The organism is Solibacillus sp. FSL W7-1464 (assembly GCF_038004425.1).
Lineage (GTDB): Bacteria > Bacillota > Bacilli > Bacillales_A > Planococcaceae > Solibacillus.
Genome location: NZ_JBBORC010000001.1, coordinates 1,764,787 through 1,783,668, shown reverse-complemented (window position 1 = coordinate 1,783,668; position 18,882 = coordinate 1,764,787). Strand labels below are relative to the sequence as shown.

At 40.6% G+C, this 18,882-nt stretch carries 11 protein-coding genes; 1 reads left to right on the top strand and 10 read right to left on the bottom strand.

Going from position 1 to position 18,882, the window contains the following annotated elements:
* Nucleotides 1–48: 48 nt before the first annotated feature.
* From MKZ25_RS08635 to MKZ25_RS08600, 8 genes are all read right to left on the bottom strand, one after another.
* The gene (locus MKZ25_RS08635) at nucleotides 49–2,355 is read right to left on the bottom strand and encodes a YhgE/Pip domain-containing protein (protein WP_340801149.1); all 2,307 of its coding nucleotides are present in this window, start codon (nucleotides 2,353–2,355) and stop codon (nucleotides 49–51) included.
* Nucleotides 2,356–2,693: 338 nt separating this feature from the next.
* The gene (locus MKZ25_RS08630; RefSeq protein ID WP_340801148.1) at nucleotides 2,694–4,853 is read right to left on the bottom strand and encodes a 5'-nucleotidase C-terminal domain-containing protein; all 2,160 of its coding nucleotides are present in this window, start codon (nucleotides 4,851–4,853) and stop codon (nucleotides 2,694–2,696) included.
* Nucleotides 4,854–5,045: 192 nt separating this feature from the next.
* Nucleotides 5,046–5,474: a group II intron maturase-specific domain-containing protein gene (locus tag MKZ25_RS08625; protein WP_340799764.1), complete on the bottom strand. Its 429-nt coding sequence runs from the start codon at nucleotides 5,472–5,474 to the stop codon at nucleotides 5,046–5,048.
* Complete coding sequence (ltrA, locus tag MKZ25_RS08620) at nucleotides 5,435–6,331, bottom strand: group II intron reverse transcriptase/maturase (protein ID WP_340799763.1); 897 nt, start codon at nucleotides 6,329–6,331, stop codon at nucleotides 5,435–5,437. Before ltrA ends, MKZ25_RS08625 begins: the two co-directional genes overlap by 40 nt.
* A 584-nt stretch (nucleotides 6,332–6,915) precedes the next feature.
* Nucleotides 6,916–9,612 carry an aconitate hydratase AcnA gene (gene acnA / locus MKZ25_RS08615; protein ID WP_340801147.1) on the bottom strand — a complete coding sequence of 899 codons (2,697 nt, stop codon included), beginning with the start codon at nucleotides 9,610–9,612 and terminating at the stop codon, nucleotides 6,916–6,918.
* A gap of 300 nt (nucleotides 9,613–9,912) precedes the next feature.
* Nucleotides 9,913–10,743, bottom strand: a complete 831-nt coding sequence (locus MKZ25_RS08610) for a DUF2785 domain-containing protein (protein ID WP_340802995.1) — start codon at nucleotides 10,741–10,743, stop codon at nucleotides 9,913–9,915.
* A gap of 114 nt (nucleotides 10,744–10,857) precedes the next feature.
* Nucleotides 10,858–12,240: a VWA domain-containing protein gene (locus MKZ25_RS08605; RefSeq protein ID WP_340801146.1), complete on the bottom strand. Its 1,383-nt coding sequence runs from the start codon at nucleotides 12,238–12,240 to the stop codon at nucleotides 10,858–10,860.
* A 24-nt stretch (nucleotides 12,241–12,264) separates the two neighbouring features.
* Nucleotides 12,265–13,383, bottom strand: coding sequence for an AAA family ATPase (locus MKZ25_RS08600; RefSeq protein ID WP_340801145.1), 1,119 nt, complete (start codon nucleotides 13,381–13,383; stop codon nucleotides 12,265–12,267).
* Nucleotides 13,384–13,662: 279 nt separating this feature from the next.
* Here MKZ25_RS08600 and MKZ25_RS08595 point away from each other — a divergent pair, with 279 nt between their 5' ends.
* Nucleotides 13,663–15,597, top strand: a complete 1,935-nt coding sequence (locus tag MKZ25_RS08595; protein WP_340801144.1) for a right-handed parallel beta-helix repeat-containing protein — start codon at nucleotides 13,663–13,665, stop codon at nucleotides 15,595–15,597.
* Nucleotides 15,598–15,707: 110 nt separating this feature from the next.
* Here the strand turns inward: MKZ25_RS08595 and yfkAB are convergent, their stop codons facing one another.
* Together yfkAB and MKZ25_RS08585 are read right to left on the bottom strand one after the other, a co-directional pair.
* On the bottom strand, nucleotides 15,708–16,811 hold the full coding sequence (gene yfkAB / locus MKZ25_RS08590; RefSeq protein ID WP_340801143.1) for a radical SAM/CxCxxxxC motif protein YfkAB: 1,104 nt from the start codon (nucleotides 16,809–16,811) through the stop codon (nucleotides 15,708–15,710).
* A 138-nt stretch (nucleotides 16,812–16,949) separates the two neighbouring features.
* Nucleotides 16,950–18,767 carry a dynamin family protein gene (locus tag MKZ25_RS08585; protein ID WP_340801142.1) on the bottom strand — a complete coding sequence of 606 codons (1,818 nt, stop codon included), beginning with the start codon at nucleotides 18,765–18,767 and terminating at the stop codon, nucleotides 16,950–16,952.
* Nucleotides 18,768–18,882: the final 115 nt, after the last annotated feature.

Sequence of the window (18,882 nt, the reverse complement as noted above, 5' to 3'; positions counted from 1 at the left end):
GTTTTCCTTTTATTTAACGGTCATTCTACTTATGTCCCAGCCTGTTTATTATGCAGTCGGCTGCACTTCCGGTGTGTACTTCGTCGTAAGGGATTTATAGCTTACGATGAATGCAATCAGTGCCAACACAGAAGCAACGACTAAATAAATGACAAGGATTAAAGCATTCGATGATAACATTGAAAGATCTCCTAATGAGATAACCGATTTAAACCCTGAAATCGAATACGTAAATGGTAAATATGCACTTACAGCCTGTAAATTTTCAGGCAGCATCGGAATCGGTAAATTTGAACCTGTAATCGATAATTGTGCAACAGCCAGTACAAGCGCGATAAAACGACCGACATTCCCTGCAACCGATACAAGGAGGTAAATAATCGACATGAATACAATGCTGACAAAAATCCCGAATAAAATAAACGGCACTACATGGTCTACCGATAGCTGTAAGACAACTAATGTAAATACCGTAACCAATATAGCCTGAATTGTGGCAAACAGTGCTAATTGCAGCCATTTACTGACAAACCAGCTTACTGCAGATTTTGGCAATACAGCCGGCTTTTTAAAGTCAACAAACATCGACAATACAAGCATACCTACAAATAGTGCCAGCGATAAAATATACGGTGCTGTTGAATCTCGGTAATATTCATATGCATTGACCTTCTCTCCTGCCAAAGTGACCGGTGAAGAGAACATCGCAATATTTTCATCGGTAATTCGTAATGCTGCCACTTGCTCACGACCGCCTTCCAAACCAGTCGCCAATTCCGATGAACCTGCCTGAAGACGATTGACCCCATCATTTAATGAATTCACGCCTTCTGTCATCGTTTGCCATCCAACTGCAACTGTTTCATTCCCTGTGCTGATTTGCGTTAAACCGCTTTTCAGATTGGAAACACCTGCACCTAATTTGTTCCATGAGCTCGTTAGCGATGCGTTACCATTTGCTACTTGCGATGCACCGCCCGCTAAAGTTGACGCCCCCGAAACGACCGTTGTCTGCCCTGCAACAAGCGCATCGATTCCTTTTACAGCCTGTTCTTGTCCTGCTGTTAATGAACTAATACCGGACACAATCGTCTTTTGACCGGCAATCGCATTTTCAAGTCCCGTCGTCAATGCAGGCATTGACTGTGCCATCTGATTGGCACCATTGCTTAATGCGCTGGCACTTTGAACGGCAACTGGATATACGTTACCAAGTTCTCCTAATCCTGCACTTAAAGCAAGTAAATTTTCCCGGTATGCTTCCATACCAGGTGCCTGTGCCAATGTTTGCAGTAATGCTGCACCTTGCGCCATCTGTGTGATATCTGCCTGTTTGGACTGCAATACAGTAGCCAGCTGATTTAATCCTTTTGCCAACCCTGGATTCGCCTGTGTGCCGTCACCAACAGCAATGCCCGCATAAAGCTGATTTGCTCCTGCAGAAAGCTGCTGTAACCCCGTCAGGAGATTTTCGGAACCAGGCTGTAATTGCTGTAAGCCTGTATAAATTTCCGTTGAACCGCCTTTTAATGAATTCAGTCCAGCTAATACTTGCTGTGAGCCGCCTTTTAACTGTGTCGCGCCTGATGCCAATTGACGTGATCCGGACGCTAGCTTATTAATATCGCTCGTTCCCCCATTAATTGCGGAAAGAAGCTGGCCTGCCCCCGCATCGGCCGTTTTCGCACCGACAGCAAGCTTATTAATATCTGCCGATTTTTCCGTTAACGATGTTAATAATGTGTTCGTCCCATCTGCCAGCTGCTCTGTGCCATCGACGATTTGCTTCGAACCATCCGCTCCGGAAGCAAATCCTGTTTCGATATCCGTAAATCTGGAGAATACTGTTCTGGCATAAGTCGCTGTAATCTTGTCCCCTAATTGTTCGCGAAGTTTTTCAACAGCACTGTTCGTCACTTGTGCACCCATGAAGTTCAATCCTTCATTTTGGATGTAGCGCAATTCCGGCACTTGCGGACTTGCATCAAGAACGGTTGTCACCTTTTGTGAAAAGTCTTCCGGCACTTCTACTACCAGGTAAAATTCCTGTTTATCCAACCCATCCATTGCTTCTTCTTCCGTCACAAAATGCCAGCCCAATGAGTTGCTTTCTTTTAATGTTTCCATTAAATCATTGCCGACATTGATTGCTTGACCACCTGAAACCCCGCCTGCATCCTTGTTTACGAATGCAACCGGTAAGTTATCCAGATTGTCATACGGTCCCCATGTAGCAGACAGAAGAACTGCTACGTACACAATTGGAATGAGCAAGACACCGATCAACGCAATGAGTAAACCTTTCCGATTTTTCAGTGACTGCAATTCCTTCCCAAACAGCTGAAACGACCCCATAAAACCCCCCCTTTTTTTATGAAAATAATCCTATACGAATGAATATTCAATCATTACGTATAACATTAATATATTCTAAGTTTTTACATATTTCTACTAGAAAATGTAAATATTTTCTATATAGTACGTGAATTTTGTTCATATTGATATTCGGAAAATAGGACAATATAATCGCTGAATAATATTCTATTTCAAGTACCTTCATATTTATCTGAATATTCTAATATTTAATGTTATCGAATGATCAGTTGAATGGTTTCATGTACATAATGATTTCCGCAAAAAAAAATAAAAAAACCACTAAAATGGTTGCCCAATTTAGTGGTTTCACTGTTGAATTATTTTTCTAATGGCGCAGCTGTATCTACAATGCGGCCTTCAGTCGTAAACTTAATTTCTTTCATTGATAGTAACTGTTCTTTTAAGTTTTCCCAATCCGATAAACCTAAGTCAGTCACACGGCCTTCTCCATATGCTTTTCCGAACGAGCTGAAGCCGTCTCCGCCTTTAGCTGTGAATGCATTTGTAGCAACTGTGTATGTTTCGTTATCTGCCACATCTACAAAGGCTTTTGTTGCTTCATCATAATATTTCAATGAAACAACACGAGAACCCGCTTCTTTAGAAGAATCGTATTCCAGTTTAGCACCTGAAATATGCAGGAATCCGCCGTTCTCTTCAGGAGCTTCTTTCACAGAGTGCTCAAATGCAGCTTTTAACTCAGCACCTGTCACATCCATTAATGCCAGTGTATTACCAAATGGCAATACTGAAATAACTTGACCTGTTGTAATATTACCAGCAGGAATTGTAGCACGAATACCGCCGCCATTCTGCAATGCCATTACAACCTTTTTATCCGTATACTGTTTCGCTTTTGCAAGCATACCGTCAGTAATGATATTACCTAATGCTGTCTCACTGTTTCTCACGCTTACGGCACTTGTATCTGATTTACGAGGGCTCACCAAATCTTCCGTAATCGTTACGCCGATTTCTGCTTGAGACACTGCGTCCACTTTTTCTTTAAATGGTGCAAGCATTTTTAACCCTTCTGCATCATCTGCAAGTTTACCGATTTCAACTAATTGACCGTCATGTTTAACAATGACACCATTTTCATCGAATTCAACGTTCACTGTACCTAGGAAACCAGCGTACTCTTTTGCTTGAACGATTAATGTTGCATCTTTTTTCTCGCCAACTGTGTTTGTATCAACTATGAATGGCTCTTTAAGCTCTGTATGTGTGTGACCGCCTACGATAATATCAATTCCAGGCACTGATTTTGCTAGAACTTGGTCATTATCATATGCCGGATTATCGTCAAATCCGATATGTGTCAGGGCGATGATTTTATCGACCCCTTTATCTTCAAACGCTTTCACCGCTTTTTTCGCTTCGTCGATATAGTTTTCAAATGCCACACTGCCCGGTGAAGCGATATCTTCTGTTTCAGCTGTTGTTAAACCGAAGATTCCGACTTTTTCGCCGTTTACTTCTTTAATCATACCCGCATAAATTTTGCCGTTTTCAGGCTCGCTTGATACTAAATCCGAGAACAAACCTGTGAACAGGCTGTCTTTTGTGAAATCGACATTTGCAGTTAAAACAGGGAATTGGACCGCTTTAATGAAATCCGCCAATGCTTTATGTCCTTCAGCTGAAGAACCTAAATCAAACTCATGGTTCCCTAATGTCATCGCATCAAACTTCAATGCATTTAAAAACGGCAGATCTGCTTGTCCTTCAAATTCATTGAAGTATAAAGTTCCACTGAAAACATCCCCAGCATGCAATAAAAGCGCATCCGGTGTTTTTGCACGCTGTTCGTTAACCGCAGTCATTAATTTCGGGAATGCGTCAACACGTCCATGAGTATCGTTCACATGCATGATCGATAATTTATAATTGTCTGTTTCCGGTTCTGGCTGTGGTGCTGGTGCTGGTGCAGCTGCAGCCATCATTGTTGCCAATACGCTTGAAAGTTCGCCGCGAGTTAATTGTTTAGCAGGGTTAAATGCAACTTTAGCCTCTGTTAATAACGCCGTAGTATCAAGCGGATATACTAAAGAAACATTCGCTAAAATTTTAGCCAATTGATCATGTGTAATGTTATCCGCCGAACGGAACGTACCGTCTTCATAACCATTTACAAATCCAGTAGCAACCAACGCCGCTATATGATTATAATAATGGTTTGTTGTTTGAATATCTTTAAAGTTAGGATTTTTCACATTTGTTGTATCAAGTTTAAGAGCACCAGCAATCATTTTTGCAGCTTGTCCGCGTGTAACCATTGCATCCGGTTTAAAAGTACCGTCTCCGAATCCTGTAACAATACCTGCAGATGTTAATGCATTGATCCCTTCTGCATATGGATGGCTAACACTTACATCCGTAAAAATTGTCTCTTCCGCCATTACACCTGTTGCGCCTACAGCTACTGCCGTAAATGCTGCTAAAGCTGTTGCCGAATACATTCTCTTTTTCTTCATCCAAAAGACCCCCCAATTTTTTAACCTTCTCTTTGATAGTAACTAAATATTATAAAAATTTCCACATTTTTCGGAAATTTTACTTATTTTTAACAAAAAACATAATTCTTTAGATAATCGAGTAGGAGGCTAGCCATTAATTGGCTAGCCGACCTCTCACACCACCGTACGTACGGTTCCGTATACGGCGGTTCAACCTTTTGAGTATCTTTGCTCGTAAAATTGGGACAGGTCTTTCAGTCCCCATTTTACGAGCCTTTTATTTGGAATGGCTTGGTGTAGAACCTCGCTTCGTGATATTCGCCAGTACCCTTTTCTTGAATGCGCCGTTTTCATCGCTTCATCATGTTGGATTCCGTATTGGCGTAATTTCACATATTTAGTTCGTGGTAGCTTCCACCGTTTCCATATTAATTGACGTAAGCGATGGTTTAACCATCCCTGTAATTCTTGGATGAAAGTTTTCATGTTGGCAACTCCATAGTAATTAATCCAACCAACCGTTGTTTGATTGATTCTTTTCACAATCTCACTAAATGTCCCTGTTCGTTTACGACTCGTCAGTATTCTTAGCTTATCTTTTAGTCGTTTCTTGGCGGACTTGATTGGTCGGTATCCCACTTTCCCGACAGATTTTGTAGATGAAACCCTAAGAATGTAGCTGCTGTTGCGCCACACACTTTACTTTTCTGCTCATTGATTGTGAGACCCAGTTCATCTTCGATAAAATTCTTGACACTGGTCATGACGCGTTCACCTGCTCTTGGTGACTTTACATAAATCACAAAATCATCCGCATAGCGAATGAATCGGTGTCCTCGTTTTTCTAACTCTCTATCTAGCTTGTTTAAATACACGTTTGCTAGAATTGGAGAGAGTGGACCCCCTTGGGGTGTACCTTCTGTCGTTTCAATGAGGATGTCCTTGTCCAATATGCCTGAGCGTAAGAATTTCCATATTAGCTTAAGTACTATTTTATCTGTTATGAATTCTTCCAAATAAGCTCGTAGTCGCTGGTGATGAATCGTATCGAAGTAACTTTTCAAGTCACAGTCCACCACTGTTCGATAACCTTCCTCGTAATATTTCTTAGCGAGGGCAATTGCCTGGTGTTGGTTTCGACCTTTTCGAAAGCCAAAACTTTTGTCTGAAAAGTGTGGATCAATTATTGGTTGGATGACTTGTAGAATGGCTTGTTGAACAACTCTGTCCAATACACATGGTATACCTAGATATCGTTTGGAGCCATCCGCTTTTGGGATAGCTACTCGTTTCACTGGTTGAGGTTGGTAGGAACCATCTTTTAATTTCCTTTTCAATGGTTCCTCATATTTTATTAAATGCGCCTTCAGTCCATCAACCGTGATACCATCGATTCCAGGTGCTCCTCCATTTCCTTTTACTTTCTTATATGCATTCCATAGGTTTCTATGGGACGCAATTCTGTCAATTAAATTGATACTTTCTTGTTTCTTCATTTCCATGTTTACATCCCTACACGCTCTTATATACTCTTTCGCTTCCAGCTTATCCCTCTATAAGTAGCCATCTATTCGGTCTATACCTTGATGTTTTCTGTGTTTTGGCGGGATGTCTCCACCTCCTTGTTTCTTTCAAGATTTAAAAGATTGTTCGGCCCTTCATCTTTTGTCGAAGACTACTATGGCTTCTGCTGACTTCTCTTGATTCATCCATTTATCACTAAACAAATTGTTAATTGAATAACCCTCAAGAGACCTCCCCGGGTAAGCACAACCGCCTTCCTCTCATGTAACTGCCAGATTTACTGTATGGGATTTGGGCAGTATTGGACTTCGCTTTGTTTGGCAAGCTCATCCGTCCCAAGTCAGCCTTTTATCTGATTTCTGTTCGTCAGTTCGAGAGTTTGCGTCCGACTTCCTTCAGATTCCACGTCACCATGGACACCCTTGTCTTTCGCTAACAGTTCCTACTGCCAAGCCTGTAGTGGACTTTCACCACCAGGCTGTTGTGCATGCCGGGCACACCAAAAAAAGACAAAGCCAATAGAAATTGACTTTGTCTTTCATATTATACAATGGAATTATTGTTGTGCAGCTTTAGCACGTAATACCATTTGTAGGATACCACCGTGACGGTAGTAATCTACTTCTACTTCAGAGTCGAAACGAGCTAACGCTTTGAACTCAGTTACATTTCCTTCTGGAGAAGTTGCTGTAACAGTTAGGATATCACGTGGTTTAACATTGTCAGTTAAGTTAACGTCGATTGTTTCGTCACCTTTTAATCCTAAAGATTCAGCTGATTCGCCAGCCATGAATTGTAATGGTAATACGCCCATCATTACTAAGTTAGAACGGTGAATACGCTCATAAGATTGTGCGATTACAGTTTTAACGCCTAGTAAGAATGTACCTTTAGCAGCCCAGTCACGAGATGAACCCATACCGTAGTCGTTACCAGCTAATACTACTAAGCCAGTACCTGCTTCTTTGTACTTCATGCAAGCATCGTAAATGTACTCAACTTCGCCTGTTGGCCAGTAAGTAGTGAAACCACCTTCTGTACCTGGAGCGATTTGGTTACGGATACGGATGTTCGCGAATGTACCGCGCATCATTACTTCATGGTTACCACGACGAGAACCGTAAGAGTTGAAGTCACGGATTGCAACACCGTTTTCGATTAAGTACTTACCAGCTGGTGTATCTTTACCGATTGCACCTGCAGGAGAGATGTGGTCAGTAGTGATAGAGTCACCGAACTTAGCCATTACACGCATTCCAGCTAATGTTTGGATAGCACCTGGCTCTTTAGAAAGGCCAGTGAAGAATGGTGGGTTTTGGATGTAAGTTGATTTTTCATCGAAAGTATATAAGTTTTCAGTTGAAGTTTCGATTGCATTCCAAGCTTCGTTAGCAGTGAATACTGTTTCATATTCTTTTTGGAATAATTCACGAGTTACAACTTTATTTAATACTTCGTTAACTTCTTCAGTTGATGGCCAGATATCAGCGAAGAATACTTCTTTGCCTTCTGGAGTTACAGCGATCGCGTCTTTTTGTAGATCGATATCTACAGTACCCGCTAAAGCGTAAGCAACAACTAATGGTGGTGAAGCTAAGAAGTTAGCTTTTACTAATGGGTGTACACGACCTTCGAAGTTACGGTTACCTGATAATACAGATGTTACGAATAAATCGTTTGATTTAATTGCATCTTCTAATTCAGGTAATAACGGACCTGAGTTACCGATACATGTTGTACAACCGTAACCAACTGTGTTGAAACCGATTTGGTCGAAGTAGTCTTGTAAGCCTGACTCTTCTAAGTAACCAGTTACTACTTTAGAACCTGGTGCTAAAGAAGTTTTAACCCACTTAGCAGGTTTAATGCCTAACTCTACCGCTTTTTTAGCAACTAAACCAGCAGCTAATAATACGTATGGGTTAGAAGTGTTTGTACAAGAAGTGATGGCAGCGATTGCTACAGCACCTGCAGGAATTTCTACGTCACCTTCTGCAAATTTAGCAGTAGATGTTTTAGAGAATTCTTCTTCTGTTAAACCGAAACCTTGAGTACCTTGTGGAGCTACTACTGATTCACGGTAAACACGTTTCATTTCAGTTAAAGGAATTAAATCTTGTGGACGCTTAGGACCAGAAAGGTTAGCTTCGATGTCCGCTAAGTTAATTTCTAAAACGTCAGTGTAAACAGGCTCTAAGTCCGGGTTGAAGAACATGTCGTTAGCTTTTAAGTAAGCTTCTACAACAGCAATGTGCTCTTCGTCACGGCCAGTTAAGCGCATGTAGTTTAATGATTCTTCATCGACAGCGAAGAAACCACAAGTAGCACCGTATTCTGGAGCCATGTTTGAGATTGTAGCACGGTCAGCTAGTGGTAAACCAGGTACGCCAGGTCCGAAGAACTCAACGAATTTGTTTACTACGCCACGAGCACGTAATACTTGAGTTACTTTTAATGCTAAGTCAGTAGCAGTTGTACCGTTTGGTAATTCGCCTACTAATTTAACACCGATAACATCAGGAATCGGGAAGTAAGATGGTTGACCTAACATACCAGCTTCAGCTTCGATACCACCAACACCCCAACCTAGAACACCGATACCGTTGATCATAGTTGTGTGAGAGTCAGTACCTACTACTGAGTCAGGGAATGCTACTAAACCTTCTTCTGTTTCGTTCACGTGAACGATTGGAGCTAAGTACTCTAAGTTAACTTGGTGTACGATACCAGTTGCTGGTGGTACAGCGCGGAAGTTATCATAAGCAGTTTGAGCCCATTTTAAGAAGTTATAACGTTCAGCGTTACGTTCGAACTCTAAATCCATGTTCGCTTGTAATGCTGCTGCGTTACCGTATTTGTCTACTTGTACTGAGTGGTCAATTACAAGGTCTACAGGAATTGCAGGGTTGATTTTAGCTGGGTCTCCACCCATTTCTTTCATTGCAGAACGTAATGAAGCTAAGTCAACTACTACTGGAACACCAGTGAAGTCTTGTAATACTACACGAGAAGGTTTGAATGGTACTTCAGCATCAGCATTGTGATTACCAAAGTTTGCTAATTCGTTAACATGCTCGTCTTTAATTACGTAGTTATCATATTGACGTAATACTGATTCTAATAATACTTTAATTGAATAAGGTAGGCGTGATACTTTTGCGATACCAGCTTCTTCGATTGCAGCTAAACGGAAATAGTTATAAGTTTTACCGTTAACTTCAAACGTAGAACGACTGTTGTGTAAGTTTGCCATGTTGTGTTCCCCCTAGTTTTTCTTAATTGAAAAGGTTGTAAAGCTCTTTTCTCCACAGTCAATAATAGCGCACATTCATACATAAGTAAATTGCATTATTATTATCTTTTGCGATAAGTTAAAATTATGACCTATCGGAAATGCCATTTTCTGCTGCAATACATTTAGAAATCCTACTTTGTCTGAAAGTTCTTCTCACACTGTATTTCTCATCTATTACATATTAAATTTTTAATGGCTTACTTTTTCAGTACATATTTAAATAAATCTTAAATTTATTATTGTACTAAAATAAAGTAGTTAGTTTAATTTGAGCCAGCGCTGAATGAAGGTTGATACAATACTGCGCAGTTTTTCATTGCGATCGGCAAATTTCAAATAAAAGTAGAGCGTTTTTGCCACGTTCAGCTGGTTTGTTCTCGCTTTAAACCAAAGGCCATCATAGCCGCGCTCATAGGCGACCATTTCCAGCTGGTCAAACAGCTGTTCAAACCATTCTATGAACAGTTCTTCGTCGATATTTTTGGCTAACAATGCCTGAATGATATTGCAGAAACGTTCTTCTTCGTCATCTGTAAATACATAGCCCTTCCAAATATTTGCGCGAATTGCCTGCAGTATCTGGGCCGTAAAGCGAATCGGGTAAAGCGGATGTGCAATAATGGCGTTAATTAACTCCGTTGTATTGGTCACACAATGTGCCCAGCCGGATTTTGCATCAACAAAACTTCGCAAATCCTGCTCTTTCGCTAACAGTGCCACCGCATTTTGTGCAAGCTGCTCCAACTGCTCACTCGTCAAAATGTTAAGCTGTCGATCGGCATTCACGATTGCCGCTAAATAAAGAGCCGCATAGGAACGTTGAAAAACAGAACTTGTCCCGTTCTCACTGATTTTATAAAGTAAACCTTCAGTTGAAGAAAGTTTGCCCACAAAATCTGTAATAACTGTTTCACCGAGTGCATTTTCCGATAACAGCAAGATGAACAGCCGATAGTTCAGCTGGTCACGGATTGCTGCCTCTTCATGACCGATTGTCTCCAGCAAATCAATCAATATCGACGGGTGCTCCTGAATAGATTGTTTTCGCTCTTCCGTCGTCATTTCAAAAATCTTCTCATAATCTTCCACTACCAAAAAGACGCCTCCTAACCAAATGCCTACCATTATTGTAAGAGACGTACCATCATTTGACTAGGTAAAAGCTCTTCTAATAGACGCACACCTTCTGAATATACCCGTTTTTCACAAAACAAATGCATCTTCTGCTTCAAATAATTCATTTACTTCAATCACTCGATCCGAAAAGCGGTCTACAACATTCAAATCGACGGTATTGAATAAATTGGTTAATACAATCGAAGTACATTCAAACTGTTTCTGCTTTTTCGTTTGCGCAAATTCTTCAATAAAACGGGACGGTAAAAAACTGGACCCGTCCGTTACGAACAGCAGATCCGCTTTTTTAAATTCACTTTTCTTTAAAAGTTTCAATGCCTCCCGTAATGGCAGTTCATAATTCGTCCCGCCACCGATGAAACTGTCGCTGAACTGGATGAGATCCTGCGTCTTTGCCTGGCCTTTTTTGAAATACTTAATCTCCCCAACATTTGTGGCAAATGGAATAATCGCAAAATCTCTTCTCTGCTTTTTGGCAATATTCAGTAAAGCAATACAAAATGCCTTGCTTTGGGCTTTTATTGATGTCATGGAACTGCTTTCATCCATACAGACAATAATCGGTCCTTTTCCTTGACGATCTTTACCTTTCCTATTAAAAACGAGTGTTTGCTGCTCGCTTAACCGCTTTAAAAAATCGAGCTTGCTATGTCCGAGCATATAGTTGCCCAATTCGGCAGGCAACAGACGGGAAAGTTCATGTCCAAAACTCACCGATTGATGCTGGATGGACTCCGCATGTCTAGACTTCTGCTTTTTTGTCGCAATTTTTTTGAACCGGCCGACCAATTCGGCAATTTTATGCAATTCCTTCCGCTCGCTGATCATTCTCGCCAGTTTAAACTGATCGCTTAAGGGCAGTTGGTCCATCTTTTTGCCGTCCATCGTCCCGACTTTCATGACCGCTGTTTTCGTATGATGGATATTCTTTTTGTTTTCCTGCAGCATCATGCCGATCGACGTTTTGGATAACTGCTTTAAGTATTCCCTTCTTTCCGGCAGATCATTTGTCGCGTTTGGCGTTTGCTGCTGCTTTTGAAAGGCTTCCAGTTGCTCGATCTGAAATGGATTTTTTTGTTCCTCATAATATTCGAAGCTTTTAAGAAGCTGTTCGGCGATGCTGACGGAAGTAAGGACACTTAACAGCTCGTCGCCTTTTGTCAGCTCGTGCCATTGGATGTATTCTTCGTTTTTCAGCAGCTCTTTCACAAAATCATATTGCATTTTATCCCGTTGTTTTGCATTTTCATCTAATATAGGCGCTTTATAATAGAAAGCATGCCAGCAATCCCCAATGATATTCGTAAAGCCGGGAACAATTTTTTCTCCTGCCATGCAGCTGTCATTCAGCAAAGTGGCCATTTTCAACAATTCGTTAAACCGTGCCTTTTGCTCTGCGCTGCTCTTAAAAACAGTTCGGCTGTAGATTACATGTATGTTCTCACTCAAAAAGCATCCCACCTTCTGTATTCTTTAAAAACCGATGACATCTGAAGTGATTCGAAGCAATTGTTTGTGCATTTCTGTTTTAAGACTGTTTAATTCCGGACGACTCGGGATTTGACGGCTCATATTTTGTACTTCCATAAATAAATTTTTCCCCTTTAGGAGCAGTTGACTCAGCTCCGATTTGGCAAACGGGGATTTTTGAAGCATCGCATTTCTTGCAGTTAAAATAATCATTTCAAACTCTGTCGATGTCCTGTGAATAAACGCTTCGACCGTATCAAAGGCCACTTCATTAATTATCCGATTTGTTATAATTTTCTGTTCAATCGTTTCCCATAAAATATTCGTCAAAATCGACAAGTCTTCCCGGATCACTTCTGACCGCCCATCTAAATACGCTTTCGCTTTTAAAATCGACAGGGACTGTTTAAAACGACGATCGGATGGTCGTATGCCTTCATCTTGAAGCACCTGCCTCATTTTAGCGAGTACTTTAAAAATCGTATCCGATATCGCAACCTGATTCGTCTTTTGCTGATGTTCATAAAGCTCGTCCAACGTTATTTTCGAAACTTCCTTTTCCGTATCATCTTTTAACATCGCAATGAAGGCTTCTTCTTCACGGATATAGTCGACTTCATAGCGCAGCAAGAAACGGTCAAACAATGCCTCCAGCCCTTCTCCATCTTCGATATATTCATTGGATGAACCGACCATCGTCAAAAGCGGTGAAGGAATCGGAACTCCGTTGTTATAATAAATCCGTTCATTTATTAGAGTCAGCAGTGAATTCAAAATCGCCGAGTTTGCTTTAAAAATTTCATCAATGAACGCAAAATGGGCTTCCGGCAGCATATTTGTCACATTCCGTTTATAAATTCCCTGCTCCAAATCTTTTAATGAAAGTACACCGAACAATTCTTCAGGCGTACTGAAAGGCGTCAACAAATGCTGAAAACAATGACTCCCCTCAACGATGGAACCAAGCATTGACGACAGCACACTTTTTCCAGTCCCAGCCGGACCGATAAATAGCAGGTGTTGCCGTGATAATAAAGCAATTAATAATGCATCAATTTCTTCTTCCCGATCATAAAAACGTTCATTCAGTTGCTGACGGATCGTTTGCAGCTGTTCACACATTGATTGACTACCTTCCCCTCTTTTTTGTAAATTTGTTTCACCGCACGTTTATGTATACCTCTCCTTATAACGTTACACTTCCTGTACGGTTTTTAAACCTTTTCCTTGTGACATTTCTTCTTATAAATAACTAGGAATATTTCAGGTGACTTTGCACTATTTTAGTAAGAGCATAGGAAAAAATGTTTTCATGTTTGCACACAATTTTAGTTGCAAATGATTAATTTTGTTATTTTACGTGAACATATTACATATAGCATGTTTTGTAGGAGGAATCGTATGGCGTCAGTAAGAGTGTCATCTTCAATTTTTTCACGAATTAAAACAATTCAAAAAGCTGTGCAACGAACGACAAGCAATGATGAAATTACCGTTGCGTCCGGGATATATAAAGAAACGTTAACTTTTGAGGAAAACAGAACAGTGGCAGCACAAAACAATGCTGCCGTATGCATAAAAGGGGCCATCGTGATTGCTGATTCAGCGACAGTCACATTTGAAAACATGACGATACAACCTACAACGCAAATTTACGTCGAAGGCAAAATCATATTAAAAAACTGCGTTATTCAGGGTGGACGTACCAACGTACTGCTGGCACTTAACGGTGGAACATTACAATGTGAAAATACGGCCTTCATGGATGCAACGGATGCAGCCGTCACACTGATCTACAATAGTGCCGCCCATTTTGAACATTGTCATTTTGAAAACAATAAAAAAATCCACATCTTAGCGGAAAACTCAACTCTTCATTTAACGGATTGTACACTTTCAAAGGCGAATCAGGCACTATGGGTCAAATCACACGCAAAAGCTTATTTAACCCGCGTGAAAGTCCATCATCATTCCGGCACACAGCTCATTATTCAGGATCATGCTTTATTGGAAATGAAAGACTGCGAACTAATGCATGGCGAAGGTAATGGTATATATGCATCAGATCATTCAAACATTCATTTAACGAAAACTTCCATTCAGCACCATCACCTTCCGCAAATCTGGATGCAAAGAAGTTCCCTGAACGTGGCAGACTGCCAAATACAATACGGCAATGAATCCGGCATTATTTTACGGGACTGTTCGGAAGCAATGATCGAAAATTCATTGATCGCTTCCCATAAAATCGCAAATGTCCAGTTAATGCTCGAGTCATTACTTAATATGACAAATTGTGAAGTGTACAGTTGCCAAGGCGTCGGCATTCACATTAAAGAAAAATCAATTGCAAACTTCAACAGTACGGTGTTTGCGTACAATGTGCTGCCGCAACTGTTCATTACCGAAAACTCCATTTGTACATTAAAAGATGCGACAATTCAGGAAGGAAAACAAATTGGGGTTTATACAGAAAAAGGGGCTTCTTGTTCAATTGTTTCCAGTACGATTACAGGACATAAAAACGCTGCGCTAACGGTGATGGAGGCAGAACTCTTCCTTTTAAATACGACGATTCACCATAATAAAGGCAATGGTATTTTAGCGGTCAATCATGCGAAAGCCTCTTTGGATAACTGCCATTTCAACCATAATGATCTGGCGCATATTGCCGGGAAAAATAACAGTACGGTGACGATTTACCAAAGTGAACTAATCGGCGGAAAAAGTATTTTTGTCATGGATGAATGTCAACTGGAAGTAACGGAATCCGTTGTAAAAGACGGTACTGGAATTCAAATTGAAATGGTCGGCAATACGAAGGCGACCATTCAGCATTCCAAAATAAGCTGTGGTGAAACAAACGGGATTGTGGCAATGAAAGATACATCGGTCCATATTATTGATAGTCAAATATCTTGTCATAAAATGCCGCAAATTGTTGTCAATGACAGTTCGCTCGTGTTAAAGAACAGCGAGCTGATGGAAGGTGAACGAAACGGTCTAATTATCGAAAACCATGCAGAGGCGTTAATTCAGGATACATTCATTTCCAATCATATGTATTCGCAGATATGGATCGACTCCGAATCTTCAGTTGAGCTGAACGCCACACAGATTATCGAGGGGCATGAATCCGATATATTTGTACAAAACAAGTCGGTTCTTCATGCTTCGAAATGCATTATTCAAAATGCGAAGTTTGACTTCAATATACAGGCGGTCAACTTCTCGAAAATTTATCTGTCCGAAACAATGGTCGACAACTCGTTCGGTTCAAAATTTTACAGTGAAAATAACAGCGAAATCTCATCAAACCTGGATGAAATCAGCTAATGAACTTCCTACCTGCGACTTTTTCAGTTGCAGGTAGTTTTTTAATGTGGTCCGACCAAAAAAAAAACAATCTACCCGAATTTGGATAGATTGTTCTATTTATAACTTATTTATTTCACAATCCCGCTGACAAATTCAGTTTCAGGATAATACATATTTTTAACAATCACATTCGCCCCAAGGCACTTCACCGCTGGACAATGACAATTGATCGATTTAGAAATATTTGAATCTAGCCATCTCTTGTAAATTTGAGTTAACGATTCATTTTTAATATTACCGAACGCCTGACCGTCATCCGAGAAATCGGTAACCGAAATATCTCCTGAGAAAATATTGAGATTCATTCTTGAGCGTCCGTCAACATCATTTCTCATTGTTGTATTCGCTGCATGATTGATTCGGTTGATTAATGCGATATCACGCTCATCCCGGCTGCACGGATAGAATGGCAATGTTCCGAATAAAACCCAAATATCTTTATTTCTGTAATCAAGGATATCATTGATAACTGTTCGGTATTCATCCAAGCCGATCGTCTCTAAACTTTCAGCAAAATCACTGGCGTACATCGGATGAATCTCATGACGTTTACACAGCATTTCATTTGCTACTTCATGATGGATTTTCTCCATGAATGGCACCGTGTTGCGGTTCAGCATTGTTTCTGCGGAAACGAACATGCCGCCTTTTGACAGTTCTCTTGCGTTATCAAAAATATTGCGATATAAATTCCCTCTATATTCAACTGACGGTGTTTTTTCCATCATCGCGAATCCTGTTTCAACAAATTCTTTTTCATCGCACCAGTTGTGGGAAATATGCATAACATCCAAATAAGGTGCAACCAGTTCGTAATGGGACATCGGTAAAGTGAGGTTGGAGTTAATTTGAGTCTTAATCCCCCTGCTTTTCGCATATTTCAACAGCGGTAACAGGTTATCCTTAATGCCCTTTTTCGTCAATAGCGGTTCCCCACCCGTAAAACTCATTGTGCGTAATGTTTCAACCTCATCCAGTTTACGAATAATTTCGTCTGCCGGAATGGCGGGTAATTCTTTCGTTAATAACGTATATCCTACTGCACAATGCGAGCATCTCATATTACATAAGTTCGTTGTTGTAAACTCTATATTGGATAAAGTTAATTTACCATGTTGATCGATATCAATATATGGTTCCCATTCATCATGAGGTTTAAAAATTGTATTCATTTAAATACTTCCTTTCTGCGAGTACAATTTTCTCATAAAATCGTTATATTGGAAAGGCTATCGTTTATAAGGGAATCACAGCCACTTCGATACATAGAAAATGACCGCACGAGATAAAAATCCCGTGCAGCCATTTATTTAGATTTCGATTTTTTCTGGCAGTTCCGGAATATCCGATACAATATCCTCTTCGGTTAAACGCAGTTCAAACAACCGGTATTTCCCGTTCAAATTCAGCTGTGACAACATTTCATCCGGTTCTGCTTCAATTGGTGCTTCATATGTGAAATCCACCGTTACAATACGATCGATCGTTTGCCTTATATATGCTTCTTCCTGCTTTTTAATCGGCAGCACTCTTTCCAATAAAAGTGGTTCTATCGCATCTTTTAAAAAGCTCTGCGCTTCAGCCATGCAGCTGAATTCCGCCAGCTTATTTACAGAGGCTGTCATGTAGGACTGTCCACGAACCCGTTGCGCTTCCAATTCATCTATCTGATTGTGTATTGTTGATAGCCGATTTTCCGCCAATTCATTCAGACGACTTTGTACTGAGTCCAGTTTTTCCAGTACATATTGTTCGTATTTTTTAATAAACATCAGCTTCTCTTCACAATGTGCATGGATATTATTCAACGTTTGGATTTGCTCCAGCAGAAGTGGTGTAAGCTCGCTCTCTTCAAAAGGTAATGCAAGCGCCATCCCGGTTTGTTTTTTGAACTGCTTTTCAATTTGTCCATATTCCATCGTATACTCTACATGCAATTTCCGGTAATCACGCACATTTTTTTGATACAGCCCCGCCATCTCCTCATACATATCGACGAACGGATCACGTAAATAGGTATGGTTTTCCAAAGTCTGTAACAGCTGAAAAAGCGTCTGTACTTCTTTGAATACTTTACTGACCGATTCATATTGTTTCTCAAGAGAGGGAATGAGTGCTCTATCCTGTTGAAATTGGGCTGCATCAATAGAAGAATCATTTTGATGCTGTATGACATATTCAAACGCCGATACATACGGCTCTCTTGCAGGAATTGTATTCATCTCCACACAGAGACGTTCCAGCCACTGTATAAATCGCTCCGTTATATGGCGCGTCTTTTTTTGCTTGTTGTCAATCAACTGGAACATCAGTTGTGACAGCTGAGTAAGGCGGGAATCAATGAGCAGCTGTGTATTGTTCGTCTGCCGGGCTTCCTGTGCCTTTAGAGCCGATACCGGAACATCTTCTCCGATAAAGTAGCCGTAACGTTCTTTTTCCATTTCAAGGAAGGTTTCCACTTCACCATCTACCCGGTCAATCCCGTTTACTATGAGATGGGCAGTAATCCCCCTTTTGTTCAGCTTTTCGATAAAATTCACTTCCGCATCTGTTGCAGGTGAACCCGCCTGCAATACCCAGAATACTTCATCACAACGCTGTAATAGAGCTGGTGAAAAGTAGGCTGTATTGCTGACGTCTGCTTCCAGCGCCACCGAGTCGACAATGGTCACTTTTTTTAACAGTTCACATGTTATATATACTTCCAAATAATTCAGATGCTTACGAATGATTTGGGCACTTTCCGTATTGGAAATGGTGAATAGCGAGAGGTTGACAATATCAAAGGTTACTTCCATCCCATTTAAAAAAACGGCTTTTATATATTCCTCATCACCATACTTTAAAAATGTATGGGTCCTCGTCTGTTGTGATGGGTGGTCTTCCAGCAGATTTCTGCCGATTAAGCTGTTGATTACTGTCGTTTTACCAACCCGCTCTTTTCCGATAAAGAGCACGATTGGCTGGCTTTCTGCATCACCTATAATTTGTTTTAAACGGGTTGTCGTATCTTTTACATAATGATTTCGTGACAGAATACTATGCAAAGGTTTTAACCGTTCAATTAATTGTTCCAACGGATTCTGTTCATCAAAGTTGTTTAGCTGTTCGCCGAATCGCTCAGTCATACGGGTCACTCCTTTACAAACAATTGTTATTCTATTATAAACGCAGTGATTTTCTTGTGGTGAAGTAATTACGAAAATCGAAATAATTGGTTCCTCATACTTAATCAATAAAGTG